Below are 22046 nucleotides of genomic sequence, written 5' to 3'. Positions count from 1 at the left end.
TATGCCAGAACCTGGGAACGCGAGGCAGAATCTGAGCCACCGCCCCAGTCGGTCCCCGCAGGCCCGGGTGATCGAGCGCCTGTACGGAAAGGATGTCTGCGGAAGCTGGTACTCGGCTGTCCGGAGGGGGACGCATGCGGGGGCACGAGCACAGCAACAACGACCTGAGCGGTACGGTGCACGGCTTCGTGGTGCAGGCCGGGAGCGTGCAGGGTGGCATTCATGTGTCGGGAGGCGGGGCGCGGGAAGAGGTGCCGCCGCCCTGGCAGTTACCGCCATCGGTCCGGATCACCGACCGTACGCACGAGCTCCGCACGCTGGAGCTGCACCGGTGCCGGGCCACGGAGGACGGGCATCCCACGCTGGCGGCGGTGAGCGGGCTCGGCGGAGTGGGGAAGACCGCGGTGGCGCTGGCCTGGCTGCACACGCTGCGGCCGGAGTTCCCGGGTGGTCAGCTGTACGCCGATCTGGGCGCCCAGGCGCCGGACGGTCCCGCCGACCCCGGCGAGGTGGTCGGGCGGTTCCTGCGGGCGCTCGGTGTGCCGGCCGGTCAGGTGCCGTCGCCTCTCGGTGAACGCGTCGCGCTCTACCGGTCGTTGACCGCCGACCGGCGGCTGGTGGTGCTGCTCGACGACGCGGCGACCGCCGCCCAGGTGCGGCCCCTGCTGCCGGGCGGGCGGTGTGTGACGGCGGTGACCAGCCGGCGGCGGATGCCGGGGCTGAGCCTCGACGGCGGCCATGTGCTCCACCTGGATCCCCTCTCGCCCGAGGCGGCGATCGAGCTGCTCGACTCGACGCTCGCCGACGGCCGCGTCGCCGCCCAGCCCGAGGAGGCGCGGGCGCTGGTGCTGCTCTGCGCCGGGCTGCCGCTCGCGGTGCGGATCGCCGGCGCGCGGCTGGCGGCCCGGCCCCGGCAAGGGATCACCGCGATGGTGCGGGCACTGTCGGAGGAGCACGAGCGGCTGGAGGCGCTGGCCATAGAGGGTGACCATGACGTACGGGCGGCGCTGGACCTCTCGTACCAAGGGCTGCCGCCCGTCGCGGCCCGGCTCTACCGGCTGCTGGGGCTCCATCCGGGCCGCGAGTTCGGCGGGCCGGTGGCGCGGGCGCTCCTCGGCGAGGATGCCGTCGACGCGCTCGACGCGCTGTACGACGCGAATCTGCTCGTCGATGTCGCCGAGGCCGCGGGCGGCGAGCGCTACCGGTTCCACGATCTGGTGCGGCTGCACGCCGCCGCACGGGCCGCGCAGGACGAGAGCGGCGACGAGCGGACCGCCGCGCTGCTGCGCATCGGCCACCACTACCTCGCCTACACCGGCCGGGCGGAGGAGATCATCGAGCCCGGACGGCCTTCCCTTGAGAAGGAGGTCGGGACCGAGTCCGTGGTCGAGGAGGACTTCGGGCAGCTCGGGACGGAGGCGGCGCTGGACTGGCTGGAGCGGGAGCTGCCCAATCTGATGGCGGTGGTCCGCCTCGCCCGTCCGATGGGCGTCCCGGAGCTCGCCTGGCAGCTCACCGACGCGCTGTGGCCGCTGTTCCCGCGCCGCAAGCGGTACCTGGAGTGGCACGAGGCGCACCAGGAAGGGCTGGTGGCCGCCGAGGAGGCCGGGAACGGCGAGGCCGTCTGCCGGATGCTCACCTCCGGCGCGCTCGGAAAGCTCGCGGCCGGTGCCCATGCCGAGGGGCTGGAGATGTTCGAGCGGGCCGCGGCCTCCTTCCAGGAGCGCGGTGACGCTCTCGGCCATGCCCGGACGCTGAACTACCGCGGGCTGGCCCATCAGCGGCTCGGGCAGCCGGACCGCGCGGCCGAGCTGTTCGCCCGCGCGGCCGACACGCTGCCTGCCTGCGGCGATCTCCGGGCCGGTGCGCTCGCGCGGTTCAACCTGGCCGATGTCGCCTTCTCCCAGGGGCGGTACGAGGAGGCCGTCGTCGACGCCGAAGCCGCCCGCCTCACGCTGGAGGCGGCCGGCGACCCGTACAACGCGGCACGGGCCGCCGGCCTGACCGGGCGGGCCTGTGTGGCGCTCGGCCGGCTCGGTCGGGCGGAGGCCGAGCTGTCGGCGGCGCTGTCCGCGTTACGGGTCCAGGCCGCCGGGTTCGAGGCGGCCCGCGTCCTCGGAGGTCTGGCCCAGCTCTCCGAGCGGCGCGGGCAGCCCCATCAGGCCCGGCAGTTCTACCGGGAGGCGCTGTCCCTGTACTCCTCCGTGGGCCGGTCGGGGTCGGCCGACGCGGAGGAGGCGCGGGCCCGGCTCGCGGCCCTGGAACCGGCACCGGCCCCCGAAGCTCCGGCCCCCGAAGCCCCTGGGCCGAGCCCGTCCGGGGAGGCCCAAGGCGATGCCGGTGAGTAGCCGCGTACGGTCCTGACGACCCGTACGGCGGCCGGGTCCCAGGCGGCCGGGTCCAGGCCCGCCACCAGCCAGACGTGGGCCACCGAGGCCCAGACCGCCCAGGAGTGCGCCGGCCACCCCGGCTCACGGACCACCTCCCGGACCCGGCCGCCGAGCCGCAGCCAGCAGCGGTCGCCCTGGTACACGGCCACCACCAGGGCGCCGGGATGGCAGTCGGCGAGGTCGGCCGCGTACCGGGCGGGGTTGTCGTGCGGCGGGAACGCGGCACCCGGCAGATCCGCCACCAACACGTCCGCCAGCAGCGGCATCGGGTGCTGCGCCGTCAGCCGTACGCGTACGTGCTCGTCCACGACGCGCACCGCGCGCTCCGCGTGGAGCAGCGTGGCGCCGGTCCGGCGGACGCCTTGCTGCGGGACGTCCTCGGTGAGCCGTACGGTCGGTGGGGTCATCGGGCGGGCCCCCGTTCCTCGTGGCGTACCGTCACCGGCAATGGCGCGTGGTCCGCGCGCGGGCGGACGGCGGGGGCGCGGAGGTGGAGTTTGCGGTAGATCAGGGCACGCATCCTGGTGGCGAACCGGCCCGGCTCCGAGGTGATCCGGGCCGCCACCTGCTCGTACCGCTCCGTGCGGTAGGCCGCGGCGGCGCGGGCCAGCTGGCGGCCCAAGGGGCGGTCGGGGTGGAGTCGCGGGGCGATGGAGGCCAGTTCGGCGGCGGGTGAGCCGGGGTCCAGGTCTCCCTCCGGGACGTTGCCCATGAGGACCGGGACGCCGGTCATCGATCCGTAGAGCGAGACGGAGCCGTGGTCCCCCACGATGTGGTCGGCGGCGACCAGCGCCCCGACCCAGTCGGCGTACTGGCTCACCACCAGCAGCCCCGCGCGCCCGAGGTCCGCCAGCCAGCTGCGGATCTGCCACTCGCCGTGCGCGTTCCAGACGTGCGGGTGGAGCAGGAGCGCGACCCGGTACTCCTCCCGGGGCAGCTCGTCGACCAGCCGTTCCAGCAGCTCCCACTGCCGGCCGAGCAGCGAGCCCGGCCCCCAGGTGGAGCAGGCCAGCACCAGCCGCTGCCGCGCGCCGACCCCCAACGCGTCGCGGTAGAGCGCCCGTTGCGGCAGGCTCGCGGTGATCCGGTCGAAGCAGGGGTCGCCGACCACCTCCGCCGCCGGCAGCGCTTCCGGGCATTCGCGGCCCAGCCGGGTCAGCTCCTCGTGGTGGGCCAGCACGATCGACTCGGGCACCACCCGGCCGTCCTGGATCAGCCACTGCCGGTTCAGTCCGTAGACCACGCGTCCGGCGACCCGGCGGCCGCGCTGCCCGGCGGGGAGCAGCTTGTTGTGCCCGGCGCCGTGCGGCAGCACGATCACCGGGGCGTGTAACTCCTGCAGCCCTCCGTGGGCGGCCGCCAGCGCCAGGTCGAAGGGCATCTGGACCGCCTGGTGCCAGGGCAGGACCAGGCCGCCCAGCCGCTCCAGGAAGGTGTCGACGCCGTGGCTGAACACATCGGGTGCCGGAGTGAAGAACACCTGCACCCGGGCGTCGCCCTCCAGCAGTCGTACGGCTTCGAGCAGGCGCTGCCCGGCGGTGACCGTGTGCACCACGGCGAGCACCTTCTTGCGGGTCCGCCGCGTGGCCCAGCGGTCGACGTCCAGGCGTACCGGTACAAGGGGCCGGTGTGGGTCCGGCATGGTCAGGCTCATCCGATCAGTCCCCGTTTCCGTCGCCGCGGGCCGGCAGGCCCGCGGGGACCGCGACTGGTGGCGGCCCGGAACGCATCTGCCCACGGGCGTGGACGGGCGGCGTGCAGGAATCCTGCGTTCCAGCTGTACGGCGAAAAGCGCTGCGCCGTGCGCCCCGCTCGCCCCCCTGTGCGCCCTGGTCCGGGCCCGGGGCTCAGGGAACAGTGGACTGTTCCGCACAGACGTGCGGACGCCGCCGACGGCGGCAGGAAGTGGCGCACCCATCGGGGGGCTACATGGACCTTCTCGCTCTGGGACCCCTGGAACTGTGGCACGGGAACCAGCAGCACATCCTCGGTTCGGTGAAACAGCGCAGTGTGCTCGCGGTTCTGGTGCACGCGCGCGGCGAGCCCGTCTCCATGGACACGCTGATGGAGCGGGTCTGGGGCGACGAACCGCCCCGCACCGGCCCCGACACCCTGCAGACCTACCTCTCCCGGCTGCGCGGCCATCTGCGCGAGGCGGTGGGCCCGCTCGTCCGGCTGGACCGGGTGCCGCCCCGGCTGTACCAGCTGCGGCTGAGCGACCAGAACGACCTGGACCTGGTCCGCTTCCAGCGCTTCCGCACCGAGGCCGCCGTGGCGGCGGAGCAGGGCCGGACGGACTGGGCGATCGGGCTGCTGCGGACCGCCGAGAACCTGTGGCGCGGCGAGCCGCTGCCGGAGAGCTCCAGCGAGTGGGCGGCATCGGTGCGTACGCGGCTGGTGGAGGACCACCGTCACGTCCGGGAGGAGCGCATCCGGCTGGAGCTGGAGCTTGGACGCCACGCCGATCTCATCGGCGAGCTTAGGGAGTTGGCGGTGGAGAGTCCGCTGGCGGAAGGCGTGGTCGGCTCGCTTATGCTGGCGCTCCACCGCAGCGGCAGGCACAGCGAGGCGCTGGAGCTCTACCGCACGACCCACACGCGGCTGCGCGAGCTGGGCCTGGACCCGGGGGCCGACCTGCGGGCCCTGCACCAGCGGATCCTGGAGCAGGACCGGGGCCTGACGGAGCCGCGCCCGGCCACCGCCACCGCCAGCCCGCGCCCGACACCGACCACCGCGCCGCCTGCGCCGGCCCTTACCTCTGTCTCTGTCCCGCCCGACGCCCCCGCCCCGGCCGTCCAGCCCCCGAACCCGCACCCACCTCCCGTACCTCCTTTACGCAACAACCTCCCGCGTGACACCCGGGACTTCACCGGCCGTGCGCGGGAGCTGAAGCTGCTGCGCGACGGGCTCACCGGCGACGGTTACGCGCTGCCGCTCGCCGTGCTGCACGGGATGCCCGGCATCGGCAAGACCGCGCTCGCGGTGCATGCCGCGCACCGGCTGGCCGACGCGTATCCGGCCGGTCAGCTGTACGTCGATCTGCACGGGTTCAGCGGCCGGCGGCCCGTCGATCCGGCCGAGGCCCTGGCCTTCCTGCTGCACGCGGCCGGGACCACCGGCCGGCTGCCGGAGACGCTCGACGGACGGGCGGCCGAGTGGCGGGAGTGGACCGCGCGCAACCGGGTGCTGGTGGTGCTCGACAACGCGCGGGACGCCGCTCAGGTCCGGCCGTTGCTGCCCGGTTCGGCCGGATGCCTGGCGATCGTGACGAGCCGCAACCGGCTCTCCGGGCTGGACGGGGCCTCCTCGCTGCTGGTGGACGCGCTGCCCGACCAGGAGGCGGCGGCCCTGTTCACGCGGATCGCCGGTACCGCCCGCACCTCGCGGGATCCGGACGCGTTGAAGCTGCTGGTGGACGCCTGTGGCCGCCACCCGCTGGCCACGACGCTGCTCGCGGGCCGCTTCCGGCACCGGCGGATCTGGGACCTGCGTCACCTGCTGGAGCGGCTGGCGCAGTCGAGCGATCCGCTGGACGAGCTGGACGAGGAGGTGTTCGTCTCGGCCTTCCGGTTCTCGTACGCGGAGCTGGCGCCCGGGACGCGGAGGCTGCTGCGCCTGCTCGCACTGCACCCGGGGCCCGACGTCACGGCGGCCGCCGCCACCGCACTCTCCGGAAGCGGGACCGGCGCCGGGGCGGAGGACGTACGGCGCAGCATCGAGGAGCTGCTGGACTCGCATCTGCTGGCGGAGCCGGTGCTCGGCCGCTACCAACTGCATGACCTCACCCGGGCGTTCGCGCTGCGCATGTGCACCGCCGAGGAGCCGGAGAGCGCTCGCGCCGAAGCCGTCGGCCGGCTCCTCGGCTACTACCTCACCTCCGCGCACCGGGCCCACCGCCTCACGCACCCGCGCCGCAGAGCACTCGAACCCGAGCAACGCTCGCCGTACGCAGCCGAGTTCGGTGACGCCCAGGAGGCGGCGGCCTGGCTGGACGCCGGGCGGGCCAACCTGCTGGCGGCCGCCCGTACGGCCGCCGCGGAGGATCCGGACCACGCGGCGCTCTTCCCGCACGCGCTCGCTCCTTCCTTGAGGATCTGGGGCAGTTGGGCGGTCTCCAACGAGCTGTACGGCGCGGCCGTGGAGGCGCTGCGCTCGCGCGGCAACCCGGTGCTGCTGGCGCGGACGCTGGTGGAGGCGGCGGACATGCTGGCACAGAGCGGGCACGGCGAGGCGCTGAGCTGCGCGGGCGAGGCGCTGACGCTGTTCCAGGACCTCGACGACCCGGCGGGGTGCGCCGACGCCTCGTTGCAGGCGAGCCGCGCGCACCTGGCCGCCGGCCACACCGGCCCGTCGCTGCGCATGGTGGCGCAGGCCCTGGCCCTCTACCGGCAGCTGGGCGACCTGCACGGCGAGGCGGAGTGCCTCAACGTGGAGGGAGCGGCGCTCCACCACGAGGGCCGGTACGACGAGGCGCTCGGCCGGGCGCGGCTCACGCTCCAGATGCACGAGGGGACGGGAGACCTGCTGGGGCAGATCCGGGCGTTCAACAACATCGGTGAGATCCACCGCCTCCAGGGACGCATCGAGCACGCCCACGACCACTTCGAACGGTCACGAGTGCTGGCCCAACTCCACAGCGGCGAGCAGGAGTTGGCCATACTGGACATGAACCTCGGCGCGGTCTACCAGGCCATGGGCGACATCCCGCGGGCGCTGGCCGGCTTCCGGCGGGCGCTGGAGAGCCACCGGGTCCGGGGAGACGCGCTGGGCGAGGCGAACGCGCTGATCAGCATGGGCGGCGCCCACGCCGAGAACGGCGACGGCGGCGAGGCGCTGCTCCACTTCACGCTGGCGGAGGAGGTCGCCCGGAGCATCGACAGCGCCTACGAACGCACCCGGGCCCTGCTCGGCGTGGCCGACGTCCACCAGGCGGCGGGCCGCCCGGACGTGGCGTTCGAGGTCAACGGCCAGGCGCTCGACCTGGCCGAACGTACCGGCTCCCGCCCGGCCGCCGCCCGCGCGCTGGCGGGACTGGCCCGGGCGGCGCTGCGCCTGGGGCGCGGCGACCCGGCCCGGGAGTACGGCGAAAGGGCGGTGGGGGTGTACCGGAGCCTGGGGTCCGAGGCCGAGGCGGAGAGCTTGTGGCGGTTGCTGCTGGAGGTGACGAGAAGGACCGGCTCCTGAGCCTTGCCCGGGTGCCGGTCCGTTCGGCCGTGGTGCGGATCAACCGCCGGCGACGTGGCCCGTCGGGCCGGACGGCACTACCACATCCACTGGAGGAGCTTGTAGAACATGCGCCTGACAACTTCCTTCACTATGGGCCGAGTTGGCCGTGATCCCAGGGGTCGAAGATCCGACTAAGCGATCATGGCACAGGCGATGGGTCACGGAAACCAAACATGGTCATCCGTTCGGGTGATCGTGTTGCGGATGCGCGGTCAACACCCCTCACTCCGGGCTCATTTGGCCCCATAGGTCACTGATCGATACGACAACACGTGCAAAATGCCGATGCGGCCACGCGTGAACCGAGCTGGCCCCGGGCAGAGTTCCGACGACTTGTAGGGCTCGGCGGTGGGGGGACCGTGATGGAGTCGACTGACCGGTACGGGAGTGCGGGACAGGGCGTGTCCGGGGGCGGGTTCGGTGGGGCTGTTCCGCCGCCGCCTGCCGGTCCGCCCGGGTCAGGGGCTCCGCCGCCGCCGTCCGCTCCGCCGACCGTCGGGCCGCCGCCCGCCGGGGCCGGGCTTCGGGCCGTCGCGGCCGGGCTGCTCAATCTGACCGGGCTCGGGCTCGGTTACGCGCTGCTGGGGCGGTGGGGGCGGGCCGTCGGATGCTGGATCGCCACCGGGGTGCTGCTGTTCGTGGCGCTGCCCGCCGATCCGGACGGGGTGCCCGCGCGGGTGCTCGCCGTCTATCTGTTCCTGCTCGTCCTCGCCGCGGCCGACGGGGCGCGGATCGCGCTGCGTTCCGCGCTCGGTGGGTCCTGGCGGCCGGTGGTGGCGGTCGGGCTGGGCGTGGTGCTGCTGGCCGTTCCGGTCGGTGGGACCGTGGCATACGGGGCCGCGCGGGACGAGGCGCGGGAGGAGATGCTGCTCGACCGGCTGGAGAGCGGGGACCGGAAGGTCGCGGCCGCGGCCACGCAGCCGTTCGGGACGGTGAAGAGTGAGTACGAGGGGGCGCTCGGGGTCTACCGCGCGCTCGACCGGGACCATCCCGACTCCCGGGCGGCGAAGCTCGTGCCGGACCGGCTGAAGGACTTCTACGACGCCGTCTCCTCGCCGTACACCGGCAAGCAGCACTGCGATGCCGTCGAGCCGCTGACCTACCTGCGGACGCTGCCGGAGGCGGTCGGCGAGGAGCTGCTCGGCGACCTCGCCGGATGGCCCGACGAGCCGCTCGCGGAGTCGCTGTACGGGTGCGGTGTGTCGCGGCTGGGCGGCGCTGCCGCCGGAGGGTCGGCGGAGTTCGGTGAGCTGTTGCGTACGTTCCCCGAGTCCGCCTCCGCGCGGCAGGTGGCTCCGGCCATCGGCGGGCGGATCGACGGGCGCGTCACGGAGGTGAAGGGCGGCGATCCGTGTGCGGCCACCGAGGCGTTGCGCGGCCTGCGCTCCACCGTCTCCGCGCTGCCCGCCGAGAGCGTCCCGGGGCTGAGCACCAAGGCCGGCAAGGGGATCCAGGACGGGGTGTACGCCTGCGGGGTGGACCAGTTCCAGGAGAAGGAGTTCGGCGAGGCGCGGACGACGCTGGCCGACTTCGCGCGGTCCTACAAGGCCGACGGACGCGCGGCGCAGGCGCGGAAGATCGCCATCGCCGCCGAGATAGCCGACGACCGGGCGGCGGCCGGCAAGCGACTGCCGCCGTCGAGTCCGCCCGGCGGGCCCAGGATGGAGCTCGTCATCAGTAATGACGCGCCCAACGCGGTCGAGGTGCTCTACACCGGGCCGGTCACCGGCACCGTCACGCTCAAGCCCTGCGGCGACTGCCGGCGCTACAGCGCGTCGGCCGGTCCCGCGCTCGCCTGCAAGGCCAGTGGCAGGAGCTACCCGAAGGCCCGGCTCCAGCTGCCGGCGGGCGAATACCACTTCCTCTACAAGCACGGTACGGGCGCCACGTCCCGGGTGGACAGTTACGCGGCGGGGTCGAAGGTCCAACCCGGGTACACGTACACCAGCTGCACCTACGTCATCGAGCGCAGCCCGCTCGGGCTCGACCTGCCCACGCTGCCCGACTACATCAACCCGGCGTCGGCTCCGCAGCTCAGCCCTTCGCGCGCGGGCTCTTCTCGATGACCCGGCCGTCCAGTTCGGCGGTGAGGAAGGCGCCGCCGTACGTGTCGGAGACGTACACGCGCAGCACCGGGCGGTCGTCGTGGAAGGGCGAGGACGGGTCCAGGATGACGTAACTGCTCTCCGGCTCCGGGATGTTGAGGCTCGTCCTGGCGGTCCGCAGCAGGGCCGGCAAGGCGTCCCAGTCGACGGATTCCAGGTCGACCGCCTTGTCCCCGGACATGAGCGTGCCGCCCATGTCGTCGTTCTTCGCCTGTCCGTTCCGGTAGCTGAACCGGTCGTAGAGGCGGGAGTTGGACTTCAGCGGCGCCTGGGCCGAGGCGTGCTCGCCGTAGAGCGTGAAGTCGGTGACCTTCGTGCCGCCCATCAGCGGCTTCAGCGCGGCGATGGCCTGCCGCGCTCCTTGCGGAGTGAGGAGGTCGGCGGGCGCCTCCGCACCGTCGTCGCCGTCGTCGTCCGCGCCGGACTCCTCGTCGTCCACGACCGGTTGGCCCGCTGCGGTGGGCGGCACGGCGGTGCGGTCGTTCGCCGGGGCGCTCGCCGTGGTGTCCGGCCGGTTGCTGCCCTTCGCGCCGTCATCACCGCCGCCTCCGCCTCGGAAGAACGACGGGTCGATCATCCAGAAGGCGCCTGCCAGCACCGCCGCCGAGACGACGGTCGCGGCCGTGCTGATGATCCGGGTCCGGCGCTGGAGGCGGTGTCTGTGCTCCTCGTCACCGGTGACCGTCGGGGCCGTGGCCGGCGGCGGTGTCGGAGGCGTTGCCGGGCCGGCGTACGGGTTGTTCGCGTACGGGTGGTGCGGTGCGTCCACCGGAGTGGCGGAGGGCGGTGGAGTGGAGAAGGCCGACGGGTGGCCGAAACCGGCCGGTGGCTGCGGCGGCTGCGGCTGCGGCGGCTGCGTGCTGGACGGCGGAGGCGATCCGTAGGCACTCCTGGGGTCCTGGGCCGGCTGAGGCCTCGCCGCCTCCGCCAGCATCCGGTCCAGGGTCGCCGCGTCAGGGCGGGCCGGGATGTCGCGGGTCAGGAGCGCCTTCAGTACGGACGTCAGCGCACCGGCCCGTACCGGCGGCGGCACCTCCTCGTCGAGCACGGCGGCCAGAGTGGCGAGCGTGGTGGCCTTGCGGAGCGGATGGTGGCCCTCGACCGCGACGTACAGCATCATGCCGAGCGACCAGAGGTCCGAGGACGGGTCACCCTCGGTGCCGCGGATGCGCTCAGGGGCTATGTAGTCGGGCGAGCCGATCAGCGCGCCGGTCATGGTGAGGCTCGTCGACTCGCGGATCGCGGCGATGCCGAAGTCGGTGAGGACCGGGCGGCCGTTGGTGCGCAGCAGGACGTTGGCGGGCTTGACGTCGCGGTGCTGGATGCCGGAGGCGTGGGCGGCGTTGAGCGCGGAGAGGATGCCACGGCCCAGTTCGGCGGCCTGGGCCGGGTCCATCGGCCCTTCGGCCAGCCGGTCCTGGAGGGAGGAGCCGGCCACCAGCTCCATCACGATCCACGGATAGCCGTCCTCGCCGGGGTCGACGATGTGGTGGACGGTGACCACGTTCGGATGGTCCAGGCGGGCCAGGGCTTGCGCCTCGCGCAGGACCCGGGCGCGGAGCGTGCGGGCGCCTTCCGGGTCGTACTCCGCGAGCGCCGGATCCGGAGGCCGTACCTCCTTCAGGGCCACGTCACGGTGGAGCGCCTCGTCGTGGGCCCGCCACACCATGCCCATGCCGCCGCTGCCGAGCCGCTCCACCAGCGTGAAGCGGCCGTCGATCACCCGTCCCGAGGGGGCCTCTGCGCTCATGCGCCGTAGCGTACGGGTGCGGTACGACAGGAGGGAGCCGGGGCGGAGGTCTGTGCCGGGATCGGTACGCGGGCCGGTCAGGCGGAGGCTCGTTTGCGCGGCGCGGCCGTCTTCTTCTTGGTGGCGCTCCGGCCGCTCGACGCCGTCTGCTTCTTCGCCGAGGACGAGCCTGAGGACGCCGAGGACGATCCTTTGGAGGACGAGGCGGAGGACGTCGACCTGGCCGCCGTCTTCTTCTGCGCCGTCTTCTTGGCCGAGGACGCGGAGGACGCCGTGGACTTCTTACCGCCCGTGGACTTCGGCGTGGACTTCTGCGGCGCGGACTTCCGAGGCGCCGCCTTCTTCTTGATCGGATGGACCTCCGCCATGTCCCCTTCGGCCTCGGCCCCCTCCTCCTCGTCCTCCTCACCGCGCGACTTCTTCGCCGCGCGGACGCTGCTCTCCAGCGCCGCGATCAGGTCGATGACCTTGCCGCCGCCGCTCTCCTTCGACTCCGACGGCCGCACCGCCTCGCCCGACGCCTTCGCGGCGACCAGCTCCTCCACCGCCTCCCGGTAGTCGTCGTGGAGGCTGTCCATGTCGACCTCGCCGAGCGTGTCCATCAAGGCGTCGGCCAGGTCGAGTTCGGCGTCGCGGACCGTGACGTCGCCGTCCGGTGCGACGCCTTCCGGAGCGCGGATCTCGTCGGGCCAGAGGAGGCCGTGCATCGCGATCACGTCGTCCACGACCCGGAGCATGCCGAGCCGTTCGCGGCCGCGGAGCGCGTACTTGGCGACGGCGACCTTGTTGCTGCGCTTCAGGGCCTCGCGCAGCAAGGTGTACGGCTTGGCGGCCGGGACCCCGTTGGCGGAGAGGTAGTACGCCGCGTCCATCTGGAGCGGGTCGATCTCGTCGGCGGGCACGAAGGCGACGATCTCGATGGTCTTGGCGGTGGGCAGCGGGAGCTGGGCGAGATCCTCGTCGGTGATCGGGATCATCGTGCCGTCGGCGTCCTCGTACGCCTTGCCGATCTCGCCGCCGGACACCTCCTCCTCGTCCAGCTCACAGACCTTGCGGTAGCGGATCCGGCCACCGTCGGCGAGGTGGATCTGCCGGAAGTGGATCGCGTGGTTCTCGGTGGCGTTGACGAGCTTGATCGGGATGCTGACCAGCCCGAAGGAGATCGCACCGTTCCATATGGACCTCACCGTTCACCCCTTGTGGCCGCCGAAGACGATTGAGTAGGTTTTCGCCTGTTTCGTGTGACTCTTATCCTATGACGCCGATCACGGAGGTGGAGGGGCGGCGCCTCTCGCTCAGCAATCTCGACAAGGTGCTGTATCCGGCCACCGGGACCACCAAGGGCGAGGTGCTGCACTACTACGCGGCCACCGCGGCGGGCGTGATCCTGCCTCATCTGCGCGACCGGCCGGTCTCCTTCCTGCGCTATCCGGACGGGCCCGACGGGCAGCTCTTCTTCACCAAGAATCCGCCGCCCGGTACGCCCGACTGGGTGGAGACCACTCCGGTCCCGCGCAGCGAGGACCCGGGCGCCCGCCAGGTGATGGTCCAGGACCTTCCCGCGCTGATGTGGGCGGCCAATCTGGTGGTGGAGTTCCACACTCCGCAGTGGCGGGCACAGGCGCCGGAGATCGCCGACCAAATGGTCTTCGACCTGGATCCCGGCGCTCCCGCGACCATCGTGGAGTGCTGCGCGGTGGCGCTCTGGCTGCGGGAGCGGCTCGCCGCCGACGGACTGTCCTCGTACGGGAAGACGTCCGGCTCCAAGGGCCTGCATCTGCTGGTCCCGCTGAAGCCGGTTCCGTCGGTTGAGGTGTCCGCGTACGCCAAGCGGCTCGCGGTGGAGGCCGAGAGCGCGCTCCCGGCGCTGGCCCTGCACCGGATGAAGCGCGCCCTGCGGCCCGGCAAGGTCTTCGTCGACTTCAGCCAGAACTCCGCGTCGAAGACCACCGCCACCCCCTACACCTTGCGCGCCAGGCCCGAGCCCACCGTCTCCGCGCCGGTCACCTGGGAGGAGATCGAGCGGTGCCGGAGGCCCGAGGAGCTGGTGTTCCGGGCGGACGACATGGCCGGGCGGCTGGAGCGGTACGGAGACCTGCTCGGCCCGCTCCTCGACCCGGAACGGGCTCGACCGCTTCCGGCGGATCCGCCGTGACGCACAGCCAACTCACAGGCTCCCTTTCGGCCGTCCCGTCATGGCAGGGTCATGACCTGGTCACGGCCTGAGGAAAGGCCACAAGTGGCGGGTGGATTGTCGGAGCCGTGGTGCACACTCTGCGCAGGCGCTTTCTTCGGGACGCGCAGCAGGGGCATGGGGAACAGGTGTGCCGGAGACCGGTGGAGCCTCCGGACGCTGCCGTGACGTGGGGAGGGGATGGCGTGTTCTCGGGGATCGATGAGGTCGACTGGGCGTCGATGGAGCATGCCTACGGGCCCGCCGACGACGTGCCGGTGCTCCTGAGGGGGCTCGCCTCCGCCGATCCGGCGGAGCGGGAGAGCGCGCTCGACGGCATGTACGGAGCGGTGCACCACCAAGGAGACGTGTACGCCTGCACGCTCGCGTGCATCCCGTTCCTGTTCGAGCTCGCCGTGGACCCGGAGGTGCAGGACCGCGGCAGCGTCGTCGAGCTCCTCACCAGCATCGGCGGCTTCGATCTGGACGAGGACGACGACGAGATCGACGAGGACGAGATCGAGGGCGCCGCGAACTACGCGATGGCGGCGGCCGCGGTCACCGCCGGAGCCGGAGTCTTCTTCGATCTGATCGCCGACGAGGACCCCGGCGTGCGGCTCGCGGCCCCGCTGGCGCTCGCCACACTGCACCGGCATCCCGTCCGGGTCCTCGCACTGCTGCGGGAGCGGCTGCCGGCGGAACCCGACGAGGAGGTGCGGCTCGCCCTCGTGGAGGCGGCCGGACGGATAGCCCTGCGCCACCGTCCACTGGCGGGCCGGGTGGCGCAGTGGCTGACCCTGCTGGCGGACCGGGAGCGCGCGCCCGGACTGCGGCTCGCCGCCCTGGCCCAGCTGGCGCGCTGCTCACCCGACGCGCTGCCCCGCGATGTGGTGCCGGTCGTGTCCGGGCTGCTGCGCGAGCTGCGTACGGCACCGGACGGCGCGCCGGAGCTCGACCAGGACGGCGAGCCGGACGTTGACACCGAGGCGGAGCCGGAGGCCGAACCGGTCGGCTGTACGGACGTGGCCCGGGCCGAACAGGCCGCGGCACCGACCTTGGTGGGCCAGTTGCGCGCGCTCTCCGCCCAGGACAACGCCGGACGCGGCGCGCCGTGGGCCGCCGATCTGCTGCGCACGCTGCACGTCGGCCTCGACGACCGGGTCGGTGACCGGACGGCTCTCCTCGTCGACCAGCTCCGCAGCCCGGACCGCTGGCAGCGCATCGACGCCGTACGGATGAGCGGCGGGCTGATACGGGCCTGGCGCGGCTCGTACGAGGAGCTGGTGGCGCTCGTCGGCGACCAGCTGGCCGACCCGGATCCACGGCTGGCGGACGCCGCCTCCCACGTACTGGAGGAGCTGTTCTCGCTGGCCGCGCCGACCGCCGACGCGCTCGCGGCCCGGCTGGCGGCCGATCCCGGCGGCTGGGTGAAGGAGTGGGCCAGCGGTCCGCCGGGGCTGGGCTCCACGGTGAAGGCGCTGGCCCGGCTCGGCGACGCCCGTGCCGTGCCCGCTCTGGCGGCGGCCCTGGAGCTGCCGGAGGTGCCGCACGACGTGGGTTTCGCGGTCACGCATCTCGGGCCGGCCGGCCGTCCGCTGGCCGGTGCGCTGCGGCGCAGGCTGGCCGGAGTGGCGCTGGACGAGGGCGCGTACGACCGGGCGAGCCCGCTGCTGGCCGGGCTGACCGGGCTGCGGGCGGGCGAGGCGACGCCGGAGGTGCTGCGGGTGCTGCGCGGCGCGCCGGAGTACCGGGGCGAGTGGCTGCGTACGGCGGCGCTGCGGGCGCTCGGCTCGTTCGGGCCGGCCGCGCGGGAGGCCGTGCCGGAGCTGCGGGCGATGCTGCGGCGGCCGGGGACGGCGACGGAGGCGGCCGAGGCGCTCTGGGCGGTGGCCGGGGACCGGGACGCGGTGCTGCCGGTGCTGATCGAGGGGCTCGGCTCGGACCAGGTGCACGACCGGCGCGGAGCGGCGACGGCGCTGGGTGCGCTCGGGCCGCGGGCGGCGGTGGTCGCACCTCGGCTGCGCGGGCTGCTGAGCCACGAGGAGCTGTGGCTGCGGGTGGACGCGGCGATCGCGCTCTGGGAGGTGACCGGACGGCAGGAGGAGAGTACGGAGGTGCTCCTCGCCGCCTGGGAGCAGAACCGCCATGTCCGCGTCCGGGTGGCAGAATGCCTGGCACGGATGGGTCCGGTCGGCCCGGCGTCCGCGGCGGCACAGGTGCTGCGCGCCGAGCTCTGCTCCGTACGCCGTCACAACGCGCTGGACGGCGGGTACGGGAGCCATGACACCTATGAGGACGAAAAGCTCCTGGCGCTGTGCCGGCAGGCACTCCGGGGCACGGGGAAGACGGGAAAAGGAAGCACGGCATGATCATTTTCGGTACCAAGGGCTATCTCTACCAGCTGGCCATCCTGACGATGGTGTGCGGCTGGTGCGGCAATCCGGCGGCGCACACGCTGCGCAAGCGGGTCACGAAGTTCACGCTGTTCTTCGTGCCGCTCTTCCCGTTCTCGACGAAGTACGCGACGCAGTGCACGTTCTGCGGCGGTGAGCAGCAGATATCCAAGGAGCAGGCCGACCAGCTGCTCGCCCAGCACGGCGCCGGTCCGGACGGCGGCCAGGGCCAGGGCCCGCAGCAGCCGGGCTTCCAGCAGCCGGGACAGAGCCCGTTCCAGCGCTGAAGCCTGCCGTACGGGTACGAAGTGGGCATTGCGTACGGACACGTCCTAGGGTGTAGCCCCTTGTCACCCTTCGTCCTTCGTCCCTGAGGAGGGCCGGCCGTGCGCCCGCTCGCCGTCCGTACCGTCGCAGCCGCCGTGGCCGGGCTCGCCCTGCTCAGCGGCTGTGGTTCGGCCGGCGGGCTGGAGAGCGCCGGCGAGGCCCCGTCGGCCGTCGAGCCCGCCCGCCTCTGGCCCGGCCTGCCGCCCGCCTCAGCCGCTCCGTACGACTACGGCGAAGGCGAGACGGCCAAGATCCCCGGGATCACCGTGCCGGGCGGCGACGTGCACCGGCTGGACCCGGTCGCGGTGACACAGGCCGGGCTGAAGGCGAAGACGAACCGGGACAGCGGGCTGGACGAGCTGCCCGACGCGACGGTTCGGCAGATCCGGGCCTGCCGGACGTCTCCGGACGCCTGCCCGGTGCTGGCGCCGTACTACTTCGACCTGACCGGTGACGGCAGGGACGAACTGGTGCTCGGCATCCGGATGCCCGAACGCCAGCTGGCCGTGCACGCGTACCGGGCCGACGGAGCCGACCGGAGCGGACTGACCCGGATCATGTCCACCTCGGACGCGGTGATCAGCGTGGAGCTGGCGGGCAAGGACCTGATCCTGCGGGCGCCTTCGGTGATCTCCGGGTACGAGTACCGCACCGCGTGGTCCTGGGACGAGCGGCAGCAGGCGATGCTGGCCACCCGGGACGAGATCCTGCGCGTACCGGAGCGGCGCGAGGACACGGACCGCGGCCGGACACCGAGCCCCTCGGACTCCGCATCGGCCGCCCGATGAGACGGCGCCGCTTCCGCTCACCCGCCTGGACCGCGACCCTCACCTGGAAGTCCGCCGTCTTCCTCACCGCCATGTGCTGCACCCTCGCCGCCCTCCTCGGCGTCCTCGTGCACACCGCGGTGACCCGGCAGACGGTCTCCCACGCCCGCGAGAAGGCGCTGGCCCGGCTGGAGGTGGTCACCGACGCGTACGAGGCCGGCGAGCCGCTGCCGAGGGGCTCCGGCATCGACCCTCCGGGCCTGCCCGCCTCGCTGCGCGACCTGGCCGCCGACGGCGAGCGCGGCACCATCGTCGCGGACGGCCCGCACCGGCCCGGCGATCCGGACGGGCGCGGCGGTCCGGCGATGTGGGCGGCGGGCCCGGCGGACGGCCGGGCGCTGGCCACCTGGACGGACTACAGCCACAGCGCCCACACCATCGGCGGCCTGGACCGGGCGATCATCGGCTCCTCGCTGCTGGCCATCGCCGCCACACTGGTCGTCGGCCTCTTCGCCGTCGGCCGGGTCACCCGCAGGCTGCACCAGACGGCCCGGGTGGCCCGCCGGATCAGCGCCGGCGACCTCGACGCCCGGGTCGGCGACCCTCGTACGGCCCGTCCCGTGCGCGGCCAGGACGAGGTGGCGATCGTCTCGGGCGCACTGGACACCATGGCCTCCAGCCTCCAGCGCAAGCTCCAGACGGAGCAACGGTTCACCGCCGATGTGGCGCACGAGCTGCGGACTCCGCTCACCGGTCTCTCGGCCGCCGCCGAGCTGCTGCCGCCGGGCCGTCCGGCGGAGCTCGTACGGGACCGGGTGCGGGCGATGCGGTCGCTGACCGAGGACCTGCTGGAGATCTCGCGCCTGGACGCCCGTACCGAACAGGTGGACCTGGCCGTGCACGACCTCGGGCCGGTGGTGGAGCGGCTCGTCCGGGCCTCCGGCACGGAGACCGAGGTGCGGGTCGTGGATCCGGCTCCGGTGGAGACCGACCGGCGGCGGCTGGAGCGGGTGCTCGGCAACCTGGTGGCCAACGCGCACCGGCACGGCACCGGCCCGGTGGTGCTGGCGGTGGAGGGTGCGGTGGTCTCCGTACGCGATCATGGCGCGGGCTTTCCGGCGTACCTCCTGGAAGGCGGTCCGCAGCGGTTCCGCACGGACGGCGCAGGCAAGGGCCACGGACTCGGGCTGACCATCGCCATGGGCCAGGCGGCGGTGATCGGAGCGCGGCTGGAGTTCCTGAATCCCCCGGACGGCGGGGCGCTGGCCCGGCTGACGCTGCCGGAGTACGTACGCCTCGGTGACGGCGATTCCGCCAGGAACAAGGGTGACGAGGGCGCGGGAACGGCCGGTCCGGGCTGACGTCACGCACAGTGCGCGTTGCGGACGCTCCGTGGCCAACTTAGCGTGACGAGGGCGAGCCCGGCTCGCGTCCCCCACGGCCCGTTCCTTCCTCCTGGAGGCAGCATGTCCCCCCTGTCCCGCCCCGCGCGGTTCCGCCGGATCGGTCTCTGCGTCGCCACCGGCGCCCTCGCGGCGGTCACGGCCGCCGCTCCCGCTCTGGCGGCGGACCCGCACCCCGTCGACCACCGGAACGAGGCCACGACCTCGGCCCCGTCGTCCGACGAGCTCTCCGCCTCAGCCCTCCAGCGCGAGCACGAGGCCCGCCAGGAGGCGCAGACGCAGAACCAGGCGAAGCCCCAGGCCCCCAAGAAGACCTACAAGGGCCGGGTCGTCGCCAGTCCGTACCTGCTGCTGCGCGACAAGCCGACCCGTAGCAGCAAGGTCGTGGGCTCGGTGAAGTACGGCACCGTCGTCAACATCTTCTGCAAGACGACGGGCGACAACGTCGACGGCAACAACCGCTGGTACCTGCTGACCGACGGCACGTGGGCGTGGGGTTCGGCGCGCTACATCGAGAACATCGGCGCGGCGCCGCGCTTCTGCTGACCGCACCGCACGGCACACCGCGTCCGCCTGGAAGCCACCGGCTTCCAGGCGGACGCGCTATGACATAAGGGAAATACGGCACGCCTCTTGCTACGTTGCGATCCATGACCGCAACGACGGCGGACGCTCCCCCGCCCGAGCTCCGCCTGCCCAGACGGCGCGGGGTCGAGCTCTCGCTCCTCATCGGGGCCGTCCTGATCTCCGTCTACGGTTACGCGGCCGTCGGCCTCGCCCACGACGGTGCCGTGCCGCCCGATGTCGCCGGTTACGGCGCCGGGCTCGGCACGCTGGCGCTGCTGGCCCATGTCGCGGTCCGCTTCCGGGCTCCGTACGCCGATCCGCTGCTGCTGCCGATCGCCGTCCTGCTCAACGGGCTCGGCCTGGTGCTGATCTACCGGCTCGACCTGGAGACCCCGCGCGACCAGGCCGCGCCCACGCAGCTGATCTGGTCCACGCTCGGCGTCGCGCTCTTCGCCGTCGTCGTGGTGCTGCTCCGCGACCACCGGGTGCTCGCGCGCTACGCCTACCTCTCGGTCGCCACCGCGCTCGTCCTGATGATCGTGCCGATCTTCTTCCCGGCGGTGAACGGGGCGAAGATCTGGATCCGGATCGGCGGACTCTCGTTCCAGCCCGGCGAGTTCGCCAAGATCCTGCTCGCGGTCTTCTTCGCCGCCTACCTCGCCGCCAACCGCAACGCGCTCGCCTACACCGGCCGCACGTTCTGGAAACTGCAACTGCCCACCGGCCGGGTGCTCGGTCCGATCGTGGCGATCTGGCTGCTCAGCGTCGGCGTGCTGGTGCTGGAGCGGGACCTCGGCACCTCGCTGCTCTTCTTCGGACTCTTCGTGATCATGCTGTACGTGGCGACCGGCCGGACCGGCTGGATCGCGGTCGGGCTGCTGCTGGCGTCCGTCGGCGCGTTCGTCGTCGGCTCGTTCGAGCCGCATGTGCACAGCCGGGTGCAGGACTGGCTGGACCCGTTCGCCTCGATCGACGCGGGCCGGGGTCCTGGCCAGCTGGCGCAGTCGCTCTTCGCGTTCGCGGCCGGCGGCATGCTCGGGACCGGTCTCGGGACGGGCCACTCCATCCTCATCGGCTTCGCCGCCAAGTCCGACTTCATCCTGGCGACGGCGGGCGAGGAGCTGGGCCTGAGCGGCCTGACCGCCATCTTCCTGCTGTACGCGCTCCTCGTGGCGCGCGGCTACCGGGCCGGGCTCGCGCTGCGCGACCCGTTCGGACGGCTGCTGGCCATCGGTCTCGCCTCGATCCTGGCGCTCCAGGTGTTCGTGATCGCGGGCGGAGTGATGGGGCTGATTCCGCTGACCGGGATGGCGATGCCGTTCCTGGCGCAGGGCGGCTCGTCCGTCGTCACCAACTGGATCATCGTGGCGCTGCTGATCCGGCTCAGCGACGTCGCGCGCAGACCGCAGCCGGAACAGGTGGAGACCGGGGTCATCGCGAGCGCTGCCGGCACAGCGAAGGAGGACCGGTGATCCGTTACATCCGGCGGGCCGCCGCGCTCTGCCTCGTGCTGCTCGTGGCGCTGCTCGCCAACGCGGCCCGCGTCCAGCTCTTCGAGGCCGACGAGCTGGACGCCAACCCGGCCAACCGCCGTACCACCATCGCCCGTTACGACCAGCCGCGCGGCGACATCCTGGTCGGCGACCGGGCCGTGACCGGCAACAAGGAGACCGGCGAGCAGCTCAGCTTCGAGCGCACCTATCTGCACGGCCCGCTGTACGCGCCGGTGACCGGATACGCCTCGCAGACGTACGGCACCACGCTCCTGGAGAACACCGAGGACGGCGTCCTCTCCGGTACGGACTCAGCTCTGGCCCCGTTCTGGAACGAGTTCACCCGGGGCCGGCAGCCCGGCGGCAACGTCGTCACGACGATCAAGGAGTCGATGCAGCGCGCCGCGTACGCCGGACTGAGCGGCCGGCGCGGCGCGGTCGCCGCGCTGGAGCCGTCGACGGGCCGGATCCTGGCGCTGGTCTCGACGCCGTCGTACGACCCCGAGCGCCTCTCCGGCACCGGCCCGGCGGTCACCGAGGCGTGGACCCGGCTCAACGCGGCCAAGAGCCTGCCGATGCTCAACCGGGCCATCCGGCAGACCTATCCGCCGGGCTCCACCTTCAAGATCGTGACGGCGGCGGCGGCGCTGGACGCCCGGGTGGTGAAGGACGCGGACGCGCCGACCGACACTCCGTCGCCGTACGTCCTGCCGAACACGCGGACGGTTCTGCCGAACGAGGCGCGCGGCTGCGAGAAGGCGTCGCTGGCCGACGCGATCCGGGTCTCCTGCAACACGGTGATGGCCCACCTGGGCGTGCAGGTCGGGCTGGAGGGAATGGCGGAGACGGCGGAGCACTTCGGCTTCAACGAGAAGGAGCTGCGGATCCCGTCCGGAGTGGCGGAGAGCAACTTCGACACCGACATGAGCCAGGACCAGCTCGCGCTCTCCTCGATCGGCCAGTTCAACACGACCGCGACGCCGCTCCAGATGGCGATGGTGGCCGCCGCCGTGGCGAACCACGGCGACCTGCGGTATCCGTACCTGGTGGAGCGGGTGACCGCGGCGGACGGCGACACGGTCCAGCAGCAGGGTCCTCGCTCCTACGAGCGGGCGATGAGCCCGTCCACGGCGGTGCAGCTCCAGCGGATGATGGTCGACGTGGTGGAGAACGGCACCGGGTCGAACGCGGCGATCGACGGCGTGACGGTCGGCGGCAAGACCGGCACGGCGCAACACGGCGTCGACAACTCGGGCCTCCCGTATGCCTGGTTCATCTCCTGGGCCCAGGCTCCGGACTCCGGCCGACCGGCCGTCGCGGTCGCGGTGGTCGTGGAGGACGCGGCGGCGGACCGGGCCGACATCAGCGGCGGCGGCAGCGCGGCCCCGATCGCGCGGGCGGTGATGGAGGCGGCGCTGGAGGAGTGAGCTGTGCCTTCCGGCGAGACTGGGG

At 73.0% G+C, this 22046-nt stretch carries 14 protein-coding genes; 11 read left to right on the top strand and 3 right to left on the bottom strand.

Annotated elements, in window-relative coordinates:
• The first annotated feature begins 134 nt into the window (after positions 1-134).
• Entirely contained in the window at positions 135-2348 is a 2214-nt protein-coding gene (locus ABZ267_RS03210) for an NB-ARC domain-containing protein (protein ID WP_356747985.1), read from the top strand.
• A 445-nt stretch (positions 2349-2793) separates the two neighbouring features.
• On the opposite strand, the gene ABZ267_RS03205 is transcribed toward ABZ267_RS03210, so the two are convergent.
• Complete coding sequence (locus ABZ267_RS03205; protein ID WP_356747984.1) at positions 2794-4044, bottom strand: hypothetical protein; 1251 nt, start codon at positions 4042-4044, stop codon at positions 2794-2796.
• Positions 4045-4319: 275 nt separating this feature from the next.
• Between ABZ267_RS03205 and ABZ267_RS03200 the strand changes: the two genes are divergently transcribed.
• Together ABZ267_RS03200 and ABZ267_RS03195 are read left to right on the top strand one after the other, a co-directional pair.
• Positions 4320-7574, top strand: coding sequence for a BTAD domain-containing putative transcriptional regulator (locus ABZ267_RS03200; RefSeq protein WP_356747982.1), 3255 nt, complete (start codon positions 4320-4322; stop codon positions 7572-7574).
• Between the two features lie 404 nt (positions 7575-7978).
• Positions 7979-9682, top strand: a complete 1704-nt coding sequence (locus ABZ267_RS03195) for a hypothetical protein (protein WP_356747980.1) — start codon at positions 7979-7981, stop codon at positions 9680-9682.
• On the opposite strand, the gene ABZ267_RS03190 is transcribed toward ABZ267_RS03195, so the two are convergent.
• Positions 9651-11471: a serine/threonine-protein kinase gene (locus ABZ267_RS03190; RefSeq protein WP_356747978.1), complete on the bottom strand. Its 1821-nt coding sequence runs from the start codon at positions 11469-11471 to the stop codon at positions 9651-9653. The genes ABZ267_RS03195 and ABZ267_RS03190 overlap by 32 nt on opposite strands.
• A gap of 77 nt (positions 11472-11548) precedes the next feature.
• Complete coding sequence (locus tag ABZ267_RS03185; protein ID WP_356747976.1) at positions 11549-12658, bottom strand: Ku protein; 1110 nt, start codon at positions 12656-12658, stop codon at positions 11549-11551.
• 68 nt (positions 12659-12726) lie between these two features.
• Between ABZ267_RS03185 and ligD the strand changes: the two genes are divergently transcribed.
• The 8 genes from ligD to ABZ267_RS03145 all read left to right on the top strand — a co-directional run bounded on the left by ligD (position 12727) and on the right by ABZ267_RS03145 (position 22021).
• Positions 12727-13626: a non-homologous end-joining DNA ligase gene (gene ligD / locus ABZ267_RS03180; RefSeq protein WP_356747974.1), complete on the top strand. Its 900-nt coding sequence runs from the start codon at positions 12727-12729 to the stop codon at positions 13624-13626.
• A gap of 224 nt (positions 13627-13850) precedes the next feature.
• Positions 13851-16013, top strand: coding sequence for a PBS lyase (locus ABZ267_RS03175; RefSeq protein WP_356747972.1), 2163 nt, complete (start codon positions 13851-13853; stop codon positions 16011-16013).
• Complete coding sequence (locus ABZ267_RS03170; protein WP_356747970.1) at positions 16010-16324, top strand: zinc-ribbon domain-containing protein; 315 nt, start codon at positions 16010-16012, stop codon at positions 16322-16324. Before ABZ267_RS03175 ends, ABZ267_RS03170 begins: the two co-directional genes overlap by 4 nt.
• A 99-nt stretch (positions 16325-16423) precedes the next feature.
• The gene (locus ABZ267_RS03165) at positions 16424-17152 is read left to right on the top strand and encodes a hypothetical protein (RefSeq protein ID WP_356747968.1); all 729 of its coding nucleotides are present in this window, start codon (positions 16424-16426) and stop codon (positions 17150-17152) included.
• Positions 17149-18492, top strand: coding sequence for a HAMP domain-containing sensor histidine kinase (locus ABZ267_RS03160; protein ID WP_356747966.1), 1344 nt, complete (start codon positions 17149-17151; stop codon positions 18490-18492). Before ABZ267_RS03165 ends, ABZ267_RS03160 begins: the two co-directional genes overlap by 4 nt.
• A gap of 105 nt (positions 18493-18597) precedes the next feature.
• The gene (locus ABZ267_RS03155) at positions 18598-19080 is read left to right on the top strand and encodes an SH3 domain-containing protein (RefSeq protein ID WP_356747964.1); all 483 of its coding nucleotides are present in this window, start codon (positions 18598-18600) and stop codon (positions 19078-19080) included.
• A 104-nt stretch (positions 19081-19184) separates the two neighbouring features.
• The gene (locus tag ABZ267_RS03150) at positions 19185-20573 is read left to right on the top strand and encodes an FtsW/RodA/SpoVE family cell cycle protein (protein ID WP_356747962.1); all 1389 of its coding nucleotides are present in this window, start codon (positions 19185-19187) and stop codon (positions 20571-20573) included.
• Complete coding sequence (locus ABZ267_RS03145) at positions 20570-22021, top strand: penicillin-binding transpeptidase domain-containing protein (protein ID WP_356747960.1); 1452 nt, start codon at positions 20570-20572, stop codon at positions 22019-22021. Before ABZ267_RS03150 ends, ABZ267_RS03145 begins: the two co-directional genes overlap by 4 nt.
• Positions 22022-22046: the final 25 nt, after the last annotated feature.

The organism is Streptomyces sp. NPDC006174 (assembly GCF_040614075.1).
Classification (GTDB): Bacteria; Actinomycetota; Actinomycetes; order Streptomycetales; family Streptomycetaceae; genus Streptomyces.
This window is presented reverse-complemented; position numbering and strand designations above follow the sequence as displayed.